This window comes from Micromonospora sp. NPDC005686, from assembly GCF_042871665.1.
Taxonomy (GTDB): domain Bacteria; phylum Actinomycetota; class Actinomycetes; order Mycobacteriales; family Micromonosporaceae; genus Micromonospora.
In genome coordinates this window covers 779,382-792,485 of sequence record NZ_JBIAIY010000001.1, presented here as the reverse complement: position 1 = coordinate 792,485, position 13,104 = coordinate 779,382, and the positions used below count along the sequence as shown (strand labels likewise).

Annotated in this window: 15 protein-coding genes and 1 tRNA gene; 9 read left to right on the top strand and 7 right to left on the bottom strand. The window is 73.6% G+C overall.

What is annotated here, in order from left to right; genetic code table 11:
- The first annotated feature begins 160 nt into the window (after positions 1 to 160).
- From ACFYON_RS03720 to ACFYON_RS03705, 4 genes are read left to right on the top strand one after another with little or no spacing between them, the layout of a single operon-like run.
- Positions 161 to 736 carry a sigma-70 family RNA polymerase sigma factor gene (locus ACFYON_RS03720; protein ID WP_354873517.1) on the top strand — a complete coding sequence of 192 codons (576 nt, stop codon included), beginning with the start codon at positions 161 to 163 and terminating at the stop codon, positions 734 to 736.
- Positions 737 to 766: 30 nt separating this feature from the next.
- Positions 767 to 1,300 (top strand): MauE/DoxX family redox-associated membrane protein, encoded by a 534-nt coding sequence (locus tag ACFYON_RS03715; RefSeq protein WP_354873515.1) that lies wholly within the window; start codon positions 767 to 769, stop codon positions 1,298 to 1,300.
- On the top strand, positions 1,287 to 2,003 hold the full coding sequence (locus tag ACFYON_RS03710; protein ID WP_354873513.1) for a thioredoxin domain-containing protein: 717 nt from the start codon (positions 1,287 to 1,289) through the stop codon (positions 2,001 to 2,003). The genes ACFYON_RS03715 and ACFYON_RS03710 overlap by 14 nt, the downstream gene beginning before the upstream one ends.
- Positions 2,000 to 3,094: a hypothetical protein gene (locus tag ACFYON_RS03705; RefSeq protein WP_354873511.1), complete on the top strand. Its 1,095-nt coding sequence runs from the start codon at positions 2,000 to 2,002 to the stop codon at positions 3,092 to 3,094. The genes ACFYON_RS03710 and ACFYON_RS03705 overlap by 4 nt, the downstream gene beginning before the upstream one ends.
- A gap of 58 nt (positions 3,095 to 3,152) precedes the next feature.
- Here ACFYON_RS03705 and ACFYON_RS03700 read toward each other — a convergent pair whose 3' ends face one another.
- From ACFYON_RS03700 to ACFYON_RS03685, 4 genes are read right to left on the bottom strand one after another with little or no spacing between them, the layout of a single operon-like run.
- Entirely contained in the window at positions 3,153 to 3,914 is a 762-nt protein-coding gene (locus tag ACFYON_RS03700) for an ABC transporter ATP-binding protein (RefSeq protein ID WP_355094878.1), read from the bottom strand.
- Positions 3,911 to 4,681 carry a cobalt ECF transporter T component CbiQ gene (cbiQ, locus tag ACFYON_RS03695; protein WP_354873507.1) on the bottom strand — a complete coding sequence of 257 codons (771 nt, stop codon included), beginning with the start codon at positions 4,679 to 4,681 and terminating at the stop codon, positions 3,911 to 3,913. The genes ACFYON_RS03700 and cbiQ overlap by 4 nt, the downstream gene beginning before the upstream one ends.
- 2 nt (positions 4,682 to 4,683) lie before the next feature.
- Positions 4,684 to 5,121: a PDGLE domain-containing protein gene (locus ACFYON_RS03690; RefSeq protein ID WP_355094880.1), complete on the bottom strand. Its 438-nt coding sequence runs from the start codon at positions 5,119 to 5,121 to the stop codon at positions 4,684 to 4,686.
- Positions 5,118 to 5,837: an energy-coupling factor ABC transporter permease gene (locus tag ACFYON_RS03685; RefSeq protein ID WP_091419138.1), complete on the bottom strand. Its 720-nt coding sequence runs from the start codon at positions 5,835 to 5,837 to the stop codon at positions 5,118 to 5,120. Before ACFYON_RS03685 ends, ACFYON_RS03690 begins: the two co-directional genes overlap by 4 nt.
- Before the next feature lie 123 nt (positions 5,838 to 5,960).
- On the opposite strand from ACFYON_RS03685, the gene bcp reads away from it, so the two are divergent.
- The 3 genes from bcp to ACFYON_RS03670 all read left to right on the top strand — a co-directional run bounded on the left by bcp (position 5,961) and on the right by ACFYON_RS03670 (position 7,290).
- Entirely contained in the window at positions 5,961 to 6,431 is a 471-nt protein-coding gene (bcp, locus tag ACFYON_RS03680; protein WP_354873501.1) for a thioredoxin-dependent thiol peroxidase, read from the top strand.
- A 150-nt stretch (positions 6,432 to 6,581) separates the two neighbouring features.
- Positions 6,582 to 6,657, top strand: a tRNA-Leu gene (locus ACFYON_RS03675).
- 105 nt (positions 6,658 to 6,762) lie between these two features.
- Positions 6,763 to 7,290 (top strand): GNAT family N-acetyltransferase, encoded by a 528-nt coding sequence (locus ACFYON_RS03670; protein WP_354873499.1) that lies wholly within the window; start codon positions 6,763 to 6,765, stop codon positions 7,288 to 7,290.
- On the opposite strand, the gene ACFYON_RS03665 is transcribed toward ACFYON_RS03670, so the two are convergent.
- Positions 7,191 to 8,240, bottom strand: coding sequence for an expansin EXLX1 family cellulose-binding protein (locus ACFYON_RS03665; RefSeq protein WP_387320558.1), 1,050 nt, complete (start codon positions 8,238 to 8,240; stop codon positions 7,191 to 7,193). The two genes, ACFYON_RS03670 and ACFYON_RS03665, sit on opposite strands and share 100 nt — an antisense overlap.
- A 369-nt stretch (positions 8,241 to 8,609) precedes the next feature.
- On the opposite strand from ACFYON_RS03665, the gene ACFYON_RS03660 reads away from it, so the two are divergent.
- Positions 8,610 to 9,677: an LCP family protein gene (locus tag ACFYON_RS03660; protein ID WP_354873495.1), complete on the top strand. Its 1,068-nt coding sequence runs from the start codon at positions 8,610 to 8,612 to the stop codon at positions 9,675 to 9,677.
- A gap of 109 nt (positions 9,678 to 9,786) precedes the next feature.
- A complete protein-coding gene (locus tag ACFYON_RS03655; protein ID WP_354873493.1) occupies positions 9,787 to 11,241 on the top strand; it encodes a sugar transferase in 1,455 nt (484 codons plus the stop codon).
- Here ACFYON_RS03655 and rfbD read toward each other — a convergent pair.
- Together rfbD and rfbB are read right to left on the bottom strand one after the other, a co-directional pair.
- Positions 11,210 to 12,088, bottom strand: a complete 879-nt coding sequence (gene rfbD / locus ACFYON_RS03650; protein WP_354873491.1) for a dTDP-4-dehydrorhamnose reductase — start codon at positions 12,086 to 12,088, stop codon at positions 11,210 to 11,212. The two genes, ACFYON_RS03655 and rfbD, sit on opposite strands and share 32 nt — an antisense overlap.
- Complete coding sequence (gene rfbB / locus ACFYON_RS03645; protein WP_355094884.1) at positions 12,085 to 13,086, bottom strand: dTDP-glucose 4,6-dehydratase; 1,002 nt, start codon at positions 13,084 to 13,086, stop codon at positions 12,085 to 12,087. Before rfbB ends, rfbD begins: the two co-directional genes overlap by 4 nt.
- Between the last annotated feature and the right edge of the window lie 18 nt (positions 13,087 to 13,104).

The window sequence follows — 13,104 nt, the reverse complement described above, 5'->3', positions numbered from 1 at the left end:
GCGCCCCGCCGGCCCGACGGCACGCGCCACGCCGGGCCTGCTCGGATGTCATGGGTGGGTAGTCGCACGGCGGCGGGAAAAAGTTCCCGGCGTGTGCGGGACCACGGAATGGGTCGAAGGACCCTGTCCCGTCCGGGTACGCCGCGTAACGTCGGGTGACGTGATCCCCGGCCCACGCGACACCCCCGCCGACCGCCCCGACGCCGCTCGGGACGCGGCCACCGGCTGGGCGCTGGCCGCCCGCGACGGGCACCGCGACGCGCAGGCCGCCTTCGTCCGGGCCACCCAGGCCGAGGTGTGGCGCTTCGCCGCCGCGCTCGTCGGCCCGGACAGCGCAGACGACCTGACCCAGGAGACGTACCTGCGGGCGTTCCGGGCGCTGTCCGGCTTCGAGGGGCGCTCCAGCGTACGTACCTGGCTGCTCGGGATCGCCCGGCGGGCCTGCGCCGACCACCTGCGCACCGTGGTGCGCCGCCGCCGGCTCGACGCGCGGCTCGCCGCCCAGGCCGCCACCGACCGCCCTCACCCGGACCCGGCCGGCCACCTCGGCGCCACCGACCTGGTCCGCCGGCTGCCCGCCGAGCGGCGCTCCGCGTTCGTGCTCACCCAGTTGCTCGGCCTGTCGTACGCCGAGGCCGCCGACGTGGAGGGGGTGCCGGTGGGCACCATCCGCTCCCGGGTGGCCCGGGCCCGCGACGAGCTGGTCAACGCCGTCGGCGACACGCTGGCCGGATAGCGGGAACCTCTCGTGGCGCTCGGACGACGAATGACTGTGACCCCCTCCTCCTCCCCTCGGGCCGGCCGCTGGCACGCCCTGCGACCCTGGCTCGGCGTCGCGGCCCGCCTCGGACTGGCCGCCGTCTGGCTGATCGCCGGCGGCACCAAGGTCGGCGACCTGGCCGCCTCCGGCCGGGCCGTGAACGCCTACCAGGTGATGCCGTACGACGTGGCCACCGTGATCGGCGCGGCGCTGCCGTTCGTCGAGCTGGCCCTGGGCGTGCTGCTGCTGGTCGGGCTGGCCACCCGGGTCAGCGCGGGCGTCTCCTCGGCGCTGCTGATGGTCTTCGTCGCCGGCATCGCCTCGGCCTGGGCCCGCGGCCTGGCCATCGACTGCGGGTGCTTCGGCACCGGCGGCCAGCTCGCCGCCGGCCAGACGCCCAGCTACCTCCCGGAGATCCTCCGGGACCTCGGGTTCCTGGCGCTCGCCGGGTTCCTGCTGATCTGGCCCCGCACCCCGTTCTCCGTGGACGGGTGGCTGGCGGGCGACGACACGGTGGAGGACGACGATGAGCAGTCGTAAGGGGCGCAGGGACGCGGCCCGGGTGGTACGCGAGCAGATCGCCCGGGAGAAGCGGCGCAAGCGCACGCTCTGGACCTCGATCGCCGCCGTGCTGGTGCTGGTCATCGCCGGTGGTATCGGCTGGGCCGTCTATTCCAGCCAGAAGTCCGGCGAGTTCACCGCCCCGCTCGGGGCCAACGACGCCGGCACCGGCATCGTGCAGGGCACCGGACCGGTCACCATCGACCTGTACGAGGACTACCTCTGCCCGGCCTGCAGGCAGTTCCAGCAGATCAACGGCGAGACGCTCAACCAGCTCGTCACCGAGGGCAAGGCGAAGTTGGTGTTCCACCCGGTCGCGTTCCTCAACCGCTTCTCCACCACCGAGTACTCCACCCGCTCCTCGGCCGCCTCCGGCTGCGCCGCCAAGGGCGGCAAGTTCCGCGAGTTCACCGAGCAGCTCTTCGCCAAGCAGCCGCCGGAGGGTGGCGCCGGGCTCAGCAACGACGAACTCGTCGACATCGGCGCGGGCGTCGGGCTGAACCGGGACGAGTTCGCCTCCTGCGTCTCCGACGGCACGTACCGGTCGTGGACCGAGCACGTCACGGAGGAGGCGAGCAAGGCCGGCGTGACCGGCACCCCGACCATCAAGATCAACGGCAGCGAGCTGCGGGACCGCAGCCCCGAGGGGATCAAGGCGGCGGTGGAGGCGGCCGGCAAGTGATCACACCCCTGCGCCGGGCCGCGCTGGTGCTCGCCGTCGCGGCCACCGCACTGCTCACGCTCGCCGGCCCGGCCGCCGCACACGGCGCGGACGCGCCCGACGGCACCGACTACCGCGCCACGATCAGTGGCGTCGACCCGGACCGCCCCGGCCTCACCGCACGCATGGTGGAGGCCGGCGCGCGGCTGGAGCTGACGAACGACACCGGCGCCGAGGTGACGGTGCTCGGCTACTCCGGTGAGCCGTACCTGCGCATCGGCCCGGGTGGCGTGTACGAGAACACCCGCTCCCCCGCCACGTACCTCAACCGGACGCTGGCCGGCGAGACCCGGCTGCCGGCCGAGGCGAACCCGTCCGCCGCGCCGGACTGGCGGCGGATCGGCGACGGACCGACCGCCCGCTGGCACGACCAGCGCACGCTGTGGCGCGACAACGCCCCGCCGGCCGCCGTCGCCGCCGACCCGGACCGGGAACACCGGGTACGCGACTGGACGGTGCCGCTGCGGGCCGGTGACGCCACCGGAGCCGTACGCGGCACGCTGGACTGGGTGCCGCCGCCCGACCCGTACCCCTGGTGGGTGGCCGCCACGCTGGGCTTCCTGCTGATCGGCGCGGCGGGGCTGGCGCCGGGCGGCACCGCCGCCGGAGTGCGGGCACTGCGCGCGGTGGGTGGCCTGCTCGCCCTGGGCGGCGCGGCCACCGTCGCGCTGACCGTCGCCCGGGCGTTCGACACCGGCGCCCCCGGTGTGGGCGGGATGCTCGCCGAGCTGGTCACCGGGCAGGTGTGGACGCTGCTCACCGGGCTCGGCGCGCTCGCCGCGGGCGGGTACGCGCTGGCCCGCCGCCCGGCCGCCGACTTCGTGCTCGCGCTCGCCGGCACCTGCCTCACGGTGTTCGCCGGGGCGACGAACCTGGCCGCGCTGTCCCGCGCGGTCCCCCCGGCGGCCGGCCCCGCGGTGCTGGTGCGGGTGCTCGTGGTGGTCAGCCTGGCGACGGGCGCCGGGGCGGTGGCCGCCGGACTGCTGCGCCTGCGCACCGCCGCGAGAGCAGCCCGCGCAACCCCACACCGCCACCCGACCCCGGCCCCCTGACCCCGCCCTCACCCCTCGTTCCGCGGCCCGGCCGGGTCGGGGGCGGGACGGGCGGGGGTCAGGACGGGCTGGGGGCGAAGCCGTAGGGGAGTTCCAGGCGGTGGGCGGCCAGCAGTGCCTCGTCGGCCAGCAGGTCGCGCGTGGGAGCGTCGGCGACGATCCGGCCGCCGTCCAGGATCACCGAGCGGGGGCACAGCTCGGCGGCGTACGGCAGGTCGTGCGTGACCATGAGCAGCGTCACCGGCAGGGCGCGCAGGATCTCCGCCAGTTCCCGGCGCGCGGCCGGGTCGAGGTTCGACGACGGCTCGTCCAGCACCAGGATCTCCGGGCGCATGGCCAGCACCGTCGCCACCGCCACCCGGCGCCGCTGCCCGAACGACAGGTGGTGCGGTGCGCGGTCCCGATGCTCGCTCATCCCCACCGCCGCGAGCGCCTCGTCGACGCGGGCGGCCAGCTCGGTGCCGCGCAGGCCGAGGTTGGCCGGCCCGAACGCGACGTCCTCGGCGACAGTGGGCAGAAAGAGCTGGTCGTCAGGGTCCTGGAAGACGATGCCGACGCGGCGGCGTACCTCGGCCAGCGTCTCCCGGTCGCGGGTGACGGTCAGGCCACCGACGCTCACCGTGCCCTCGGCGGGGGTGAGGATGCCGTTGAGGTGCAGCACGAGCGTGGTCTTGCCGGCGCCGTTGGGCCCGAGCAGCGCCACCCGCTCGCCGCGCGGCACGGTCAGGTCCACGCCGTGCAGGGCGACGTGACCATCCGGGTACGCGTACCGGACGCCGTTGACGTCCAGGGAGGGTGGCTGCTGCACGTACCCGATCATTGCAGGACGAGCGCGACGGCGGCGATGGTGGCCGCGATCGCCGGCACCGTCGCGGCGGCCGCCCACTGGCCGGCGGTGGCCGCGCCGGCCCCCTGCCACACCGCCGGCATCCGGCCGGTGTAGCCGCGGGAGAGCATCGCCAGATAGACCCGCTCGCCGCGCTCGAACGCGCGCAGGAACAGCGTGCCGACCCCGGCCGCGAAGCCACGCAACTGCCACAGGAAGCGTGGGTCGTCCCCGCGCGACACCCGGGCCACCCGCATGCGCCGGGCCTCCCCGACGAGCACCTCCAGGTAGCGCAGCATGAACGTGGCGATCTGGGTGAGGATCTGCGGGCACCGCAGCCGGTCCAGGCCGATCAGCAGGTCACGCGTCGTCGTGGTCGCCGCCAGCAGGAGCGACGCGAGTACGCCGAGCGTTCCCTTGGCGAGGATGTTGAACGCGCCGTGCAGCCCGTCAACGGACAGGGCGAGCCCGGCCACCTCGACCCGCTCCCCGGCGCCGAGGAACGGCAGCGCGAACGCGAACAGCACGAACGGCAGCTCGATCAGCGCCCGGCTGAGCAGCCAGCGCGGGCCGATCCGGGCCAGCGCGGACACCACGGCGACCAGGAGCGCGTACCCCCCGAAGGCCCAGTACGCCTCCCGGGGCGTGGCCACCACCGCGACTGTGAACAGCACCATCGCGGCGATCTTCACCTCCGGCGGGAGGCGGTGCACCGGCGAGCCGGACTCGCGGTAGAGCACGTGCGCGTGCCCGGCGCCCATGGTCAGCGGGTGCCGCTGGACGGGGTCGTGGCCTCGTCCGCCGGGCCGGCGCTCGCGGTGGCCGGGGTCGTCGTGGCCGGCGCGGTCGGCGCGGCGGGCGCGGCGGGTCCGCGACGGCGGGCCAGCCAGAACAGGCCGCCGCCGAGCGCGAAGGTGAGCAGCACGCCGAGTACGCCGGACAGGCCGGTGGAGACGAAGTCGTTGCCGATCCCGCGTACTCCGTAGTCGGCCAGCGGGCTGTCCGCCAGCTCGTGGTCCGTCGCCTGCTGGGCCGGGCAGCTGCCACCGGTGATCTCGTCGTCGGCGTTCACCGTGCAGCCCTTGAGCAGCGACGAGTCGAGCCCGTCCGGGTGCGACGAGGCGTAGTTGCTCACCACGCCGGCCAGCAGCAGGGCAACCAGCAGGCCGCCGAGCAGGAACGGCCAGTGACGCTTGCTCATCGGGCACCTCCGGCGACCGGGACGGCGGGAGCCGGGGTGGCCGGCTTGAGGGCGCGCAGCGCGTACACCAGATCGGGCCGGACCTTGGCGACGGTGACCACGGTGGTCGCGGTGATCAGTCCCTCGCCGATGCCGATCAGCAGGTGGGCGACGGCCATGGTGCCGGCCAGGCCGGTGAGGTTGCCGCCGAGATCGGTGGTGCCGCCCAGCCAGTACTGCAGGACGAAGCCCTGGGACGCGACCACCACGCTCACCAGCGCGGACACGAACGCCGTGACCGCCAGCCCGGCCGGGGTACGCGGCAGCACGCGCAGCAGCAGGGCGATCAGCAGGTACGCGGCGGCGGTGCCGAGCAGCGCCATGTTGGTGATGTTGAGGCCGAGCATCGCCACCCCGCCGTCACCGAAGACCAGCGCCTGCACGATCAGCACCACGGCGACGCAGAGCGCGCCGACCCAGGGGCCGACCAGCAGCGCGGCCAGCGCGCCGCCGAGCAGGTGACCGCTGACCCCGGCGGTGAAGATCGGGAAGTTGAGCATCTGCACCGCGAAGATGAACGCCGCCACCAGGCCGGCCATCGGGGCCAGCCGGTCGTCGAGGTCGGCTCGGCCCCGCAGCACGCAGAAGGCGAGCGCGGCGAGGGCGAGAGCCGCGAAGATCGCGGCGACCGGACCGTTGATGATCCCGTTGGAGATGTGCATCGCCAGGGTGTCCACGCGCTCAGCGTATTTCCAGGACGGCACTGTTGCCAATATCTTGCAACAACCTCATGATGGCCGTCACCGCGCCCGCGCGTCGCCGCCGGTCGACCGTACCGGCCCGGCGGTATCGTCACCGCCATGACCGACCGCCTCAGCCCTGGCGACCCCGCCCCCGACTTCACCCTCCCCACCGACGACGGCGGGACGCTCTCCCTGGCCGGCCTGCGCGGCCGCAAGGTCATCCTGTACGCGTACCCGGCCGCCATGACGCCCGGCTGCACCAAGCAGGCGTGTGACTTCCGGGACTCGCTCGCCTCGCTCCAGGCCGCCGGGTACGAGGTGGTGGGCATCTCGCCGGACAAGCCGGCCAAGCTCGCCAAGTTCCGCGACCGGGACGCCATCACGTTCCCGCTGGTCTCCGACGAGGACAAGGCGGTGCTGACCGCGTACGGCGCGTTCGGCGAGAAGCAGATGTACGGCCGCACGGTCACCGGCGTGATCCGCTCGACGTTCGTGGTGGACGAGGACGGCAAGATCGAGCGGGCGCTGTACAACGTGCGAGCGACCGGCCACGTCGCCAAGCTGCGCCGGGATCTCGGTCTCGACTGAGCCGTACGCGCCAGCAGTGGGCCGGACGGCCTCGGTGGCTCCGGATGTGGTCTACGATCCGGAGGCTGTGACACCGACCGGCTTCCCGATCGGCGGCCGCCCGCCGCGTCGGCCGCGACGGCCGTGCAGGGCTACGGTGTTCACCATGGAGGGGCCGTAGCCCAACGGCAGAGGCATGCGGTTTAGGTCCGCACCAGTGCGGGTTCGAATCCCGCCGGCCCTACCATTCGTCCGCCCACGCCGGTCGGCGCCGGCGACTGTCGGCCCCGGCGACTGTCGCAAAGGTCACGAACGTGGGTGCCGGCCGCACTGCCGCGCGCAGGATTACGGCGTGGACCTGCGCTTCGTACTCGATCCCGATTTGACCCCTGAGCTGCGCGAACGGATCGTCGCGCTCTGGGTGGACGTGACGAACGCCGGCGGCGCTGTCGGCTTCGTCGCCCCGGTCACGGCCGACGACGTACGCCCGCTCGCCACCTCGACGATGGACGAGATCGCGGACGGGCCGGACCGGCTGCTCACCGGCTACGAGGGCGACCGGCTGGTCGCGGTCCTCGTCATCGCCGACAACCGGTTCCACCTCAAGACGCACTGGCGGGTGCTCAAGCGCGTCATGGTGCACCCCGACACGCAGGGGCGCGGCCACGGCGCGGCGCTGATGCGCGAGGCCGAGCGGGTCGCCCGAGGGCTCGGCCTGGAGGCGCTGCACGTGACGATCCGCGACGGCCTCGGGCTGGACGGCTTCTACAAGCGCCTCGGCTACCGCGAGGTCGGCCGCCTCCCCGCCGCGCTGCGCCTGTCACCCACCGACGCCCGCGACGAGATCCTCATGTGGCTTCCCCTCCTCCCTCCCCACTGACCCACCCCGCCCGCCCCGGCGCCTGCCCCTCCCCGCCCCGGCGCCTGCCCTCCCCGTCCCGGCCGATCTTGCAGTTTCGGCCCGCAGGACGACCGGAATGCACCCTTCGCCGGGGCCGCAAAAGCAAGATCAGCGTGGGTGGGTGGGTGGGTCAGGAGCAGGGGGTGGATGGGGTGGCGGCTGCCCGCACGAGGGGGTCCGTGAGGGCCGGGGTGAGGGCGGACGGGCTCGGGGTGGAAGGGCTGAGGGGGGAACGGGTGGGGGTGGCGGGTGTGGGGGTGGCGGGTGTGGGGCTCGGCTTCCTCGGGGCGGTTGTGCGGGCTGCGGGCTTGGCGCCGTACATCCGGGTCTTGCTGCGCTGCACCTGGCCGGGGAGCATCCGGATGCCGGTGGCTGTCGCGCGGTTGCCGTACACGTCGGTGACCCGGATCTCGTACGGACCGGGACCGGCCTGATTCGATCAGCCAGTAGTTGTAGTCTTGGCGCTGCGCCGTGCGCCACGAGCCGTTCTGCCGTACCTCGACCGAGCGCAGTGGATTGCCGTGGTCGCCCACCAGGACGGCGAACCACCACTGCGAGGAGCCCTCCTTCATCCGGAAGGTGAGCGGACCGGGCAACGACGGGTTCACCACCGCGCGGTAGGTGATCTTCACCACCCCCTGCACCGGATCGGCGATCCGGGCGAACGCCTCGGCGGAGAGGTCGAGGTGACCCGGCGCGCACTCGGGGCACTGGTCCATCACCAGCACCCGGACGGTGCCCCGCGGGCCGGCGACGTCGAGGAACCCGCCGCAGGAGGCACCGGAGGCGTACTCGCTCGGGCCGAGCGCGACGTACAGCCGGTCGGCGGGCGCCCCGGGCCGGGAGCAGTTGCCGCCGGCGCCCTCGGAGTCGTAGAAGGTGGCCTTGCCGCTGTGCGTCGCGCCGCCGGCGGGCGGAGCGGCAGCCACCGGCAGGGCGGCGGCGCGCGGGAGCGGGGCGGCGCAGGCGGGGGCGGCGGCGCCGCGTACCGCGAGAGTCACCGCGACCGCGGCGGCGACGGCGACGAGACCGGCGGCGGCGAGCCGGCGGCGACCGGTGGCAGCGCGGCGCCGGCCGTTCGGGGCCACCGGTCCGGGCGCGTCACCCGTGGTCGGCGGGTGGGGTGCGGTGCCATCGGTCACGCCGGTCGATGCTGCCGGACCAGCGTGCCGGCGGACAAGCGAGCTAAGCGAAAGCTAATCCGCAGGTGGTGGAGACCACGCCGGCCGGGACGGCGCCGGGACGACACTCTCCGGCAAGGGCCCACACGGTACGACGCGACTCAGTAGCATCGCGGCATGTCCGATCGCCACCAGCTCACCGACCCCGACGCCCATCCGCAGGGCTCCGACGTGGAGCCGGGCGGACCGCCGGAGGAGAAGGCGCCCCGGCGCCGCCGGGGCCGGCGGATCGCCCTGATCGTGCTGCTCGTCGTGGTGCTGCTCGCCGGCGGCACCGCCCTGGCCGGCGGCCTCTACTACCGCTCGGTCGACAAGTCCATCGAGCGGGTCGACGCCTTCGAGGGCGTACCGGAGGAGTCGCGGCCGCAGGTCGAGGCCAAGGGCGCGATGAACATCATGATCCTGGGCAGCGACTCCCGCGACCCGCAGAGCACCGGCGGCTCGCGCAGCGACACGATCATCCTGGCCCACCTGCCGAAGGACCGGTCGAGCGCCCAGCTCATCTCGATCCCCCGGGACACCTGGACGGCCATCCCGAAGTCGGAGGAGGGCCGCGGCGGTCGCGACGCGAAGATCAATGCCGCGTACGCCTGGGGCGGCGTGCCGCTGATGGTGCAGACGGTGGAGAAGTTCAGCGGCGTACGTGTGGACAGCGTGGCGATGGTCGACTTCGCCGGCTTCAAGGAGATCATCGACGCGCTCGGCGGTGTCGAGATCGACGTGGAGGAGGGCTTCACGACGAAGTACTCACTGATCGGCACGCGGACGTTCAAGCAGGGTCGGCAGACCATGGACGGCGCTGCCGCGCTGGACTACGCGCGGGAGCGGCACGCCTTCCCCGACGGCGACTTCGCGCGCATCCGCCACCAGCAGCAGGTGATCAAGGCAATCCTGGACAAGGCCGCGTCGGGTGGCGTGCTGACCAACCCGGCCAAGCTCAACTCCTTCGTCCGCGCCACGTCCGACTCGGTGGCCGTCGACAAGTCGCTGTCGCTGGTGGACCTGGCGATGGAGATGCGTGGCCTGCGCGGCGGCAACCTCACGTTCTTCACCTGCCCGGTGAAGGGGACGGGCCGGGTCGGCAGCGAGAGTGTCGTGTTCCCGGATCCGGCGCGCTCGAAGACGCTGTTCGACGCCGTCCGCCGCGACTCGGTCACCGAGATCCTCGCCGTCAGCGGTAAGTAGGACGTCGAGCTGCCATGCCGGTGCTGGCGGCGGGGCGAGGCCGCTCGTATCCTGCGATCGCCGCCGGCCTCTGCATCCGGGCCGGGGGCGTCACGGGGAAGGATCGACAATGCCACGCCTGCCGGCGTACGAGCATCCGTCCGCACCGCCCTCCGGCGCGGCCATGAACACGCCGATGGACAGCGGCATGGACACCACGACCGTGCTGCCGTACGCGGGCTCGCGGGCGTCGACGCGTACCCGATGGTTGCGGGCCTGGATGGTGACCGCGCCCATCGACGTCGCGGCACTGCTCACGCCGCTGCTGCTGACCCAGGACTACTGGCGTGGCACGTTGTTCAACGCCGCGCTCACAGTGGGCCTGTTCGCCGCGGGCGGGCTCTACCGGCCGCGCCGGCACATCAGCATCCTGGACGAACTGCCGAGCCTCGGCGGCCGGTTGCTGGCCTCCGGCGCGGTGGGGGCGATCATCGCGGCGCTGCGGCACGACTCGGTGCCACACGTCAGCGGGTTCATGCGCGGCGTCGCGTTCTCCGCCGGCCTGGTGATCGTCGGCCGGGCGCTGAACAGCCGGCTCATCCTGCTGGCCCGCAAGCGCCGGTGGGTGGAGCACAACGCGATAGTGATCGGCGGCGGGCCGATCGGGGGCGAGCTGGCCCGGCTGTTGCGCCGCTACCCGCAGTACGGGCTGCGGTTCGTCGGCGCTGTCGACGCCCGGTCGCGGGCGGGGATCGGCTCGTTGCCGCCCATCGGCACCATCGACGACCTGGAGAAGCTCGTCGACATGCTGGAGTGCGAGGTCCTGGTGATCGCGGACCCGGACTGCTCCGAGGCCGACCTGATGGAGGCGCTGCTGCGCCCGGCCAGTTCCCGCTGTGACCTGTGGGCGGTGCCGCGCCTGTGGGGGTCGCGGTCGCAGGGCGGCTACCCGGACCACATCGGCGCCATCCCGATCATCAAGATCGGCGACACCACGCTCACCGGTCCCCGCTGGCGGCTCAAGCGCGCCTCCGACGTGGTGTTCGCGGTGACCGCCCTGGTGGCGCTGAGCCCGCTGCTGCTGCTCTGCGCCGTCGCCACGTTCCTCGACGGCGGGCGGGGCGTGTTCTTCCGCCAGGAGCGCATCGGGCGGTACGGCAAGCCGTTCCACGTGGTCAAGTTCCGGTCCATGCGCCCGGCCGACGAGCACGAGTCGCAGACCACCTGGTCGATCGCGCACGACGAGCGGGTCGGGCCGATCGGGCGGTTCATGCGGCGTACCTCGCTGGACGAGCTGCCGCAGCTGTGGAACATCCTGCGCGGCGAGATGAGCGTGGTGGGGCCCCGGCCGGAGCGGCCGTACTTCGTGGAGAAGTTCACAGTGGAGTACCCGAGGTATGCGATGCGGCATCGCGTCCCGGTGGGGCTCACCGGGCTGGCGCAGGTCAGCGGCCTGCGCGGGGACACGCCGATCTCGGACCGGGCGCGGTTCGACAACTACTACGTCGAGAACTGGTCGCTCTGGCTCGACATCAAGATCGTGCTGCGTACCGTCAGCGAGGTGTTCCGGGCCGGGGGGCGCTGAGCGCCTCGGTCAGGTCCGCGCGCCAGTGCCCCGGCGGCGGCAGTTTCGTGGCGGCCCACCGGCCGTGCGCCAGCACGCTGTAGTGGGGGCGCGGCGCCGGGCGCGGGAAGCGGTCGCTCGTGGTCGGCCGGATCCGCTCCGGGTCGAGGCCGCGCAGGGCGAAGACGGCGCGGGCCAGGCCGTACCAGGTGGTCTCACCGGCGGCGGTGCCGTGGTACGTCCCCGGCGCCGCGTCACCGGCGAGCGCCGCGTCGGCGAGCGCCACGAGACGCTCCGCGAGCCGGTACGACCAGGTGGGCTGGCCGCGCTGGTCGTCCACCACGTCGAGCCGGTCGCGTTCGGCTGCCAGCCGCAGCATCGTGGTGACGAAGTTGCGCCCGTGGGGGGCGTAGAGCCAGGCGGCACGCACGACGTACCCGGTCTCGGGCAGCAGCCGGGCCACCGCCTGTTCCCCGGCGAGCTTGCTGCGCCCGTACGCGTTGACCGGGCCGGTCGGCGCGTCCTCCGGGTACGCCTCGGTGGCGTCCCCGGCGAACACGTAGTCGGTGGAGACGTGCACCAGGCGCGCGCCGGATCCGGCACAGGCGCGGGCCAGGTGGGCGACCGCGTCGCCGTTCACGGCTGTGGCGTCCCGCTCGCGTGTCTCGGCGCCGTCCACGTCGGTCCACGCGGCGGCGTTGAGCACCACGTCGTGCCCGCTCACCGCGTCCCGGACGGCGTGGGCGTCGGTGACGTCGAGGTCGGCGCGGGTGGCGGCGGTGACCGAGAGGTCCGGCCGGGTCCGCAGCACGGCGAGCAGGTCCCGCCCGAGCATCCCGCCCGCGCCGGTGACCAGCACCCGGGTCATCGGTGGCCGGCCGTCTTCAGCGGCTCCCACCAGGCCCGGTTGTCCCGGTACCAGCGGACCGTCTCGGCCAGGCCCCGGTCGAGGTCGATGCTCGGGGCGTACCCCATCTCGCTGCTGGTCTTGCTGATGTCCAGCGAGTAGCGACGGTCGTGGCCCTTCCGGTCGGTGACCGGCACGACGCGGTCCCAGCCGGCCCCGCACACGGCCAGGAGCCGCTCGGTGAGCTGCCGGTTGGTCAGCTCGGTGCCGCCGCCGATGTGGTAGACCTCCCCGGACCGCCCTTTCTCCTGCACCATGGCGATGCCCCGGCAGTGGTCGTGCACGTGCAGCCAGTCCCGGACGTTGCCGCCGTCGCCGTACAGCGGCACGGTGCCGCCGTCGAGCAGGTTGGTCACGAACAGCGGGACGACCTTCTCCGGGAACTGGTACGGGCCGTAGTTGTTGGAGCAGCGCGTCACCACCACGTCCAGGCCGTGGGTGCGGTGGTAGGACAGCGCCAGCAGGTCCGACCCGGCCTTGGAGGCGGAGTACGGCGAGTTCGGCGCCAGCGGCCAGTCCTCCGTCCAGGAGCCGGATTCGATCGAGCCGTACACCTCGTCGGTGGAGACGTGCACGAACCGGCCGACGCCGTGCCGCAGCGCGGCGTCCAGCAGCGTCTGGGTGCCGAGGACGTTGGTGGTCACGAACGGGGCGGCGCCGGTGATCGACCGGTCCACGTGCGACTCGGCGGCGAAGTGGACGATCACGTCGTGCCCGGCCACCACCTCGTCCACCAGCGCCGGATCGCAGACGTCACCGCGGACGAAGCGCAGCCGGGGATCGTCGCGGACCGGCGCCAGGTTCGCCAGGTTGCCGGAGTAGGTGAGCTTGTCCAGCACTGTCAGCGCGGCCGGGCCCTCGGCCGGAACCCCGCTCGCGTCGCCGCCGGGAACGCCCAGCAGCATCCGCACGTACTCCGACCCGATGAAGCCGGCGCCGCCGGTGACGAGGACCCTCACGGGACGTGGAGTCTACGC

Excerpts from the sequence above, each read along its gene's own strand:
- ACFYON_RS03700 (WP_355094878.1), bottom strand. The coding sequence starts at position 3,914 with ATGATCGGGTACGTGCAGCAGCCACCCTCCCTGGACGTCAACGGCGTC.
- ACFYON_RS03690 (WP_355094880.1), bottom strand. The coding sequence starts at position 5,121 with ATGAGCAAGCGTCACTGGCCGTTCCTGCTCGGCGGCCTGCTGGTTGCC.
- ACFYON_RS03660 (WP_354873495.1), top strand. The coding sequence starts at position 8,610 with ATGTCCGATCGCCACCAGCTCACCGACCCCGACGCCCATCCGCAGGGC.
- ACFYON_RS03655 (WP_354873493.1), top strand. The coding sequence starts at position 9,787 with ATGCCACGCCTGCCGGCGTACGAGCATCCGTCCGCACCGCCCTCCGGC.
- rfbD (WP_354873491.1), bottom strand. The coding sequence starts at position 12,088 with ATGACCCGGGTGCTGGTCACCGGCGCGGGCGGGATGCTCGGGCGGGAC.
- ACFYON_RS03715 (WP_354873515.1), top strand. The coding sequence starts at position 767 with ATGACTGTGACCCCCTCCTCCTCCCCTCGGGCCGGCCGCTGGCACGCC.
- bcp (WP_354873501.1), top strand. The coding sequence starts at position 5,961 with ATGACCGACCGCCTCAGCCCTGGCGACCCCGCCCCCGACTTCACCCTC.
- cbiQ (WP_354873507.1), bottom strand. The coding sequence starts at position 4,681 with ATGGGCGCCGGGCACGCGCACGTGCTCTACCGCGAGTCCGGCTCGCCG.
- ACFYON_RS03710 (WP_354873513.1), top strand. The coding sequence starts at position 1,287 with ATGAGCAGTCGTAAGGGGCGCAGGGACGCGGCCCGGGTGGTACGCGAG.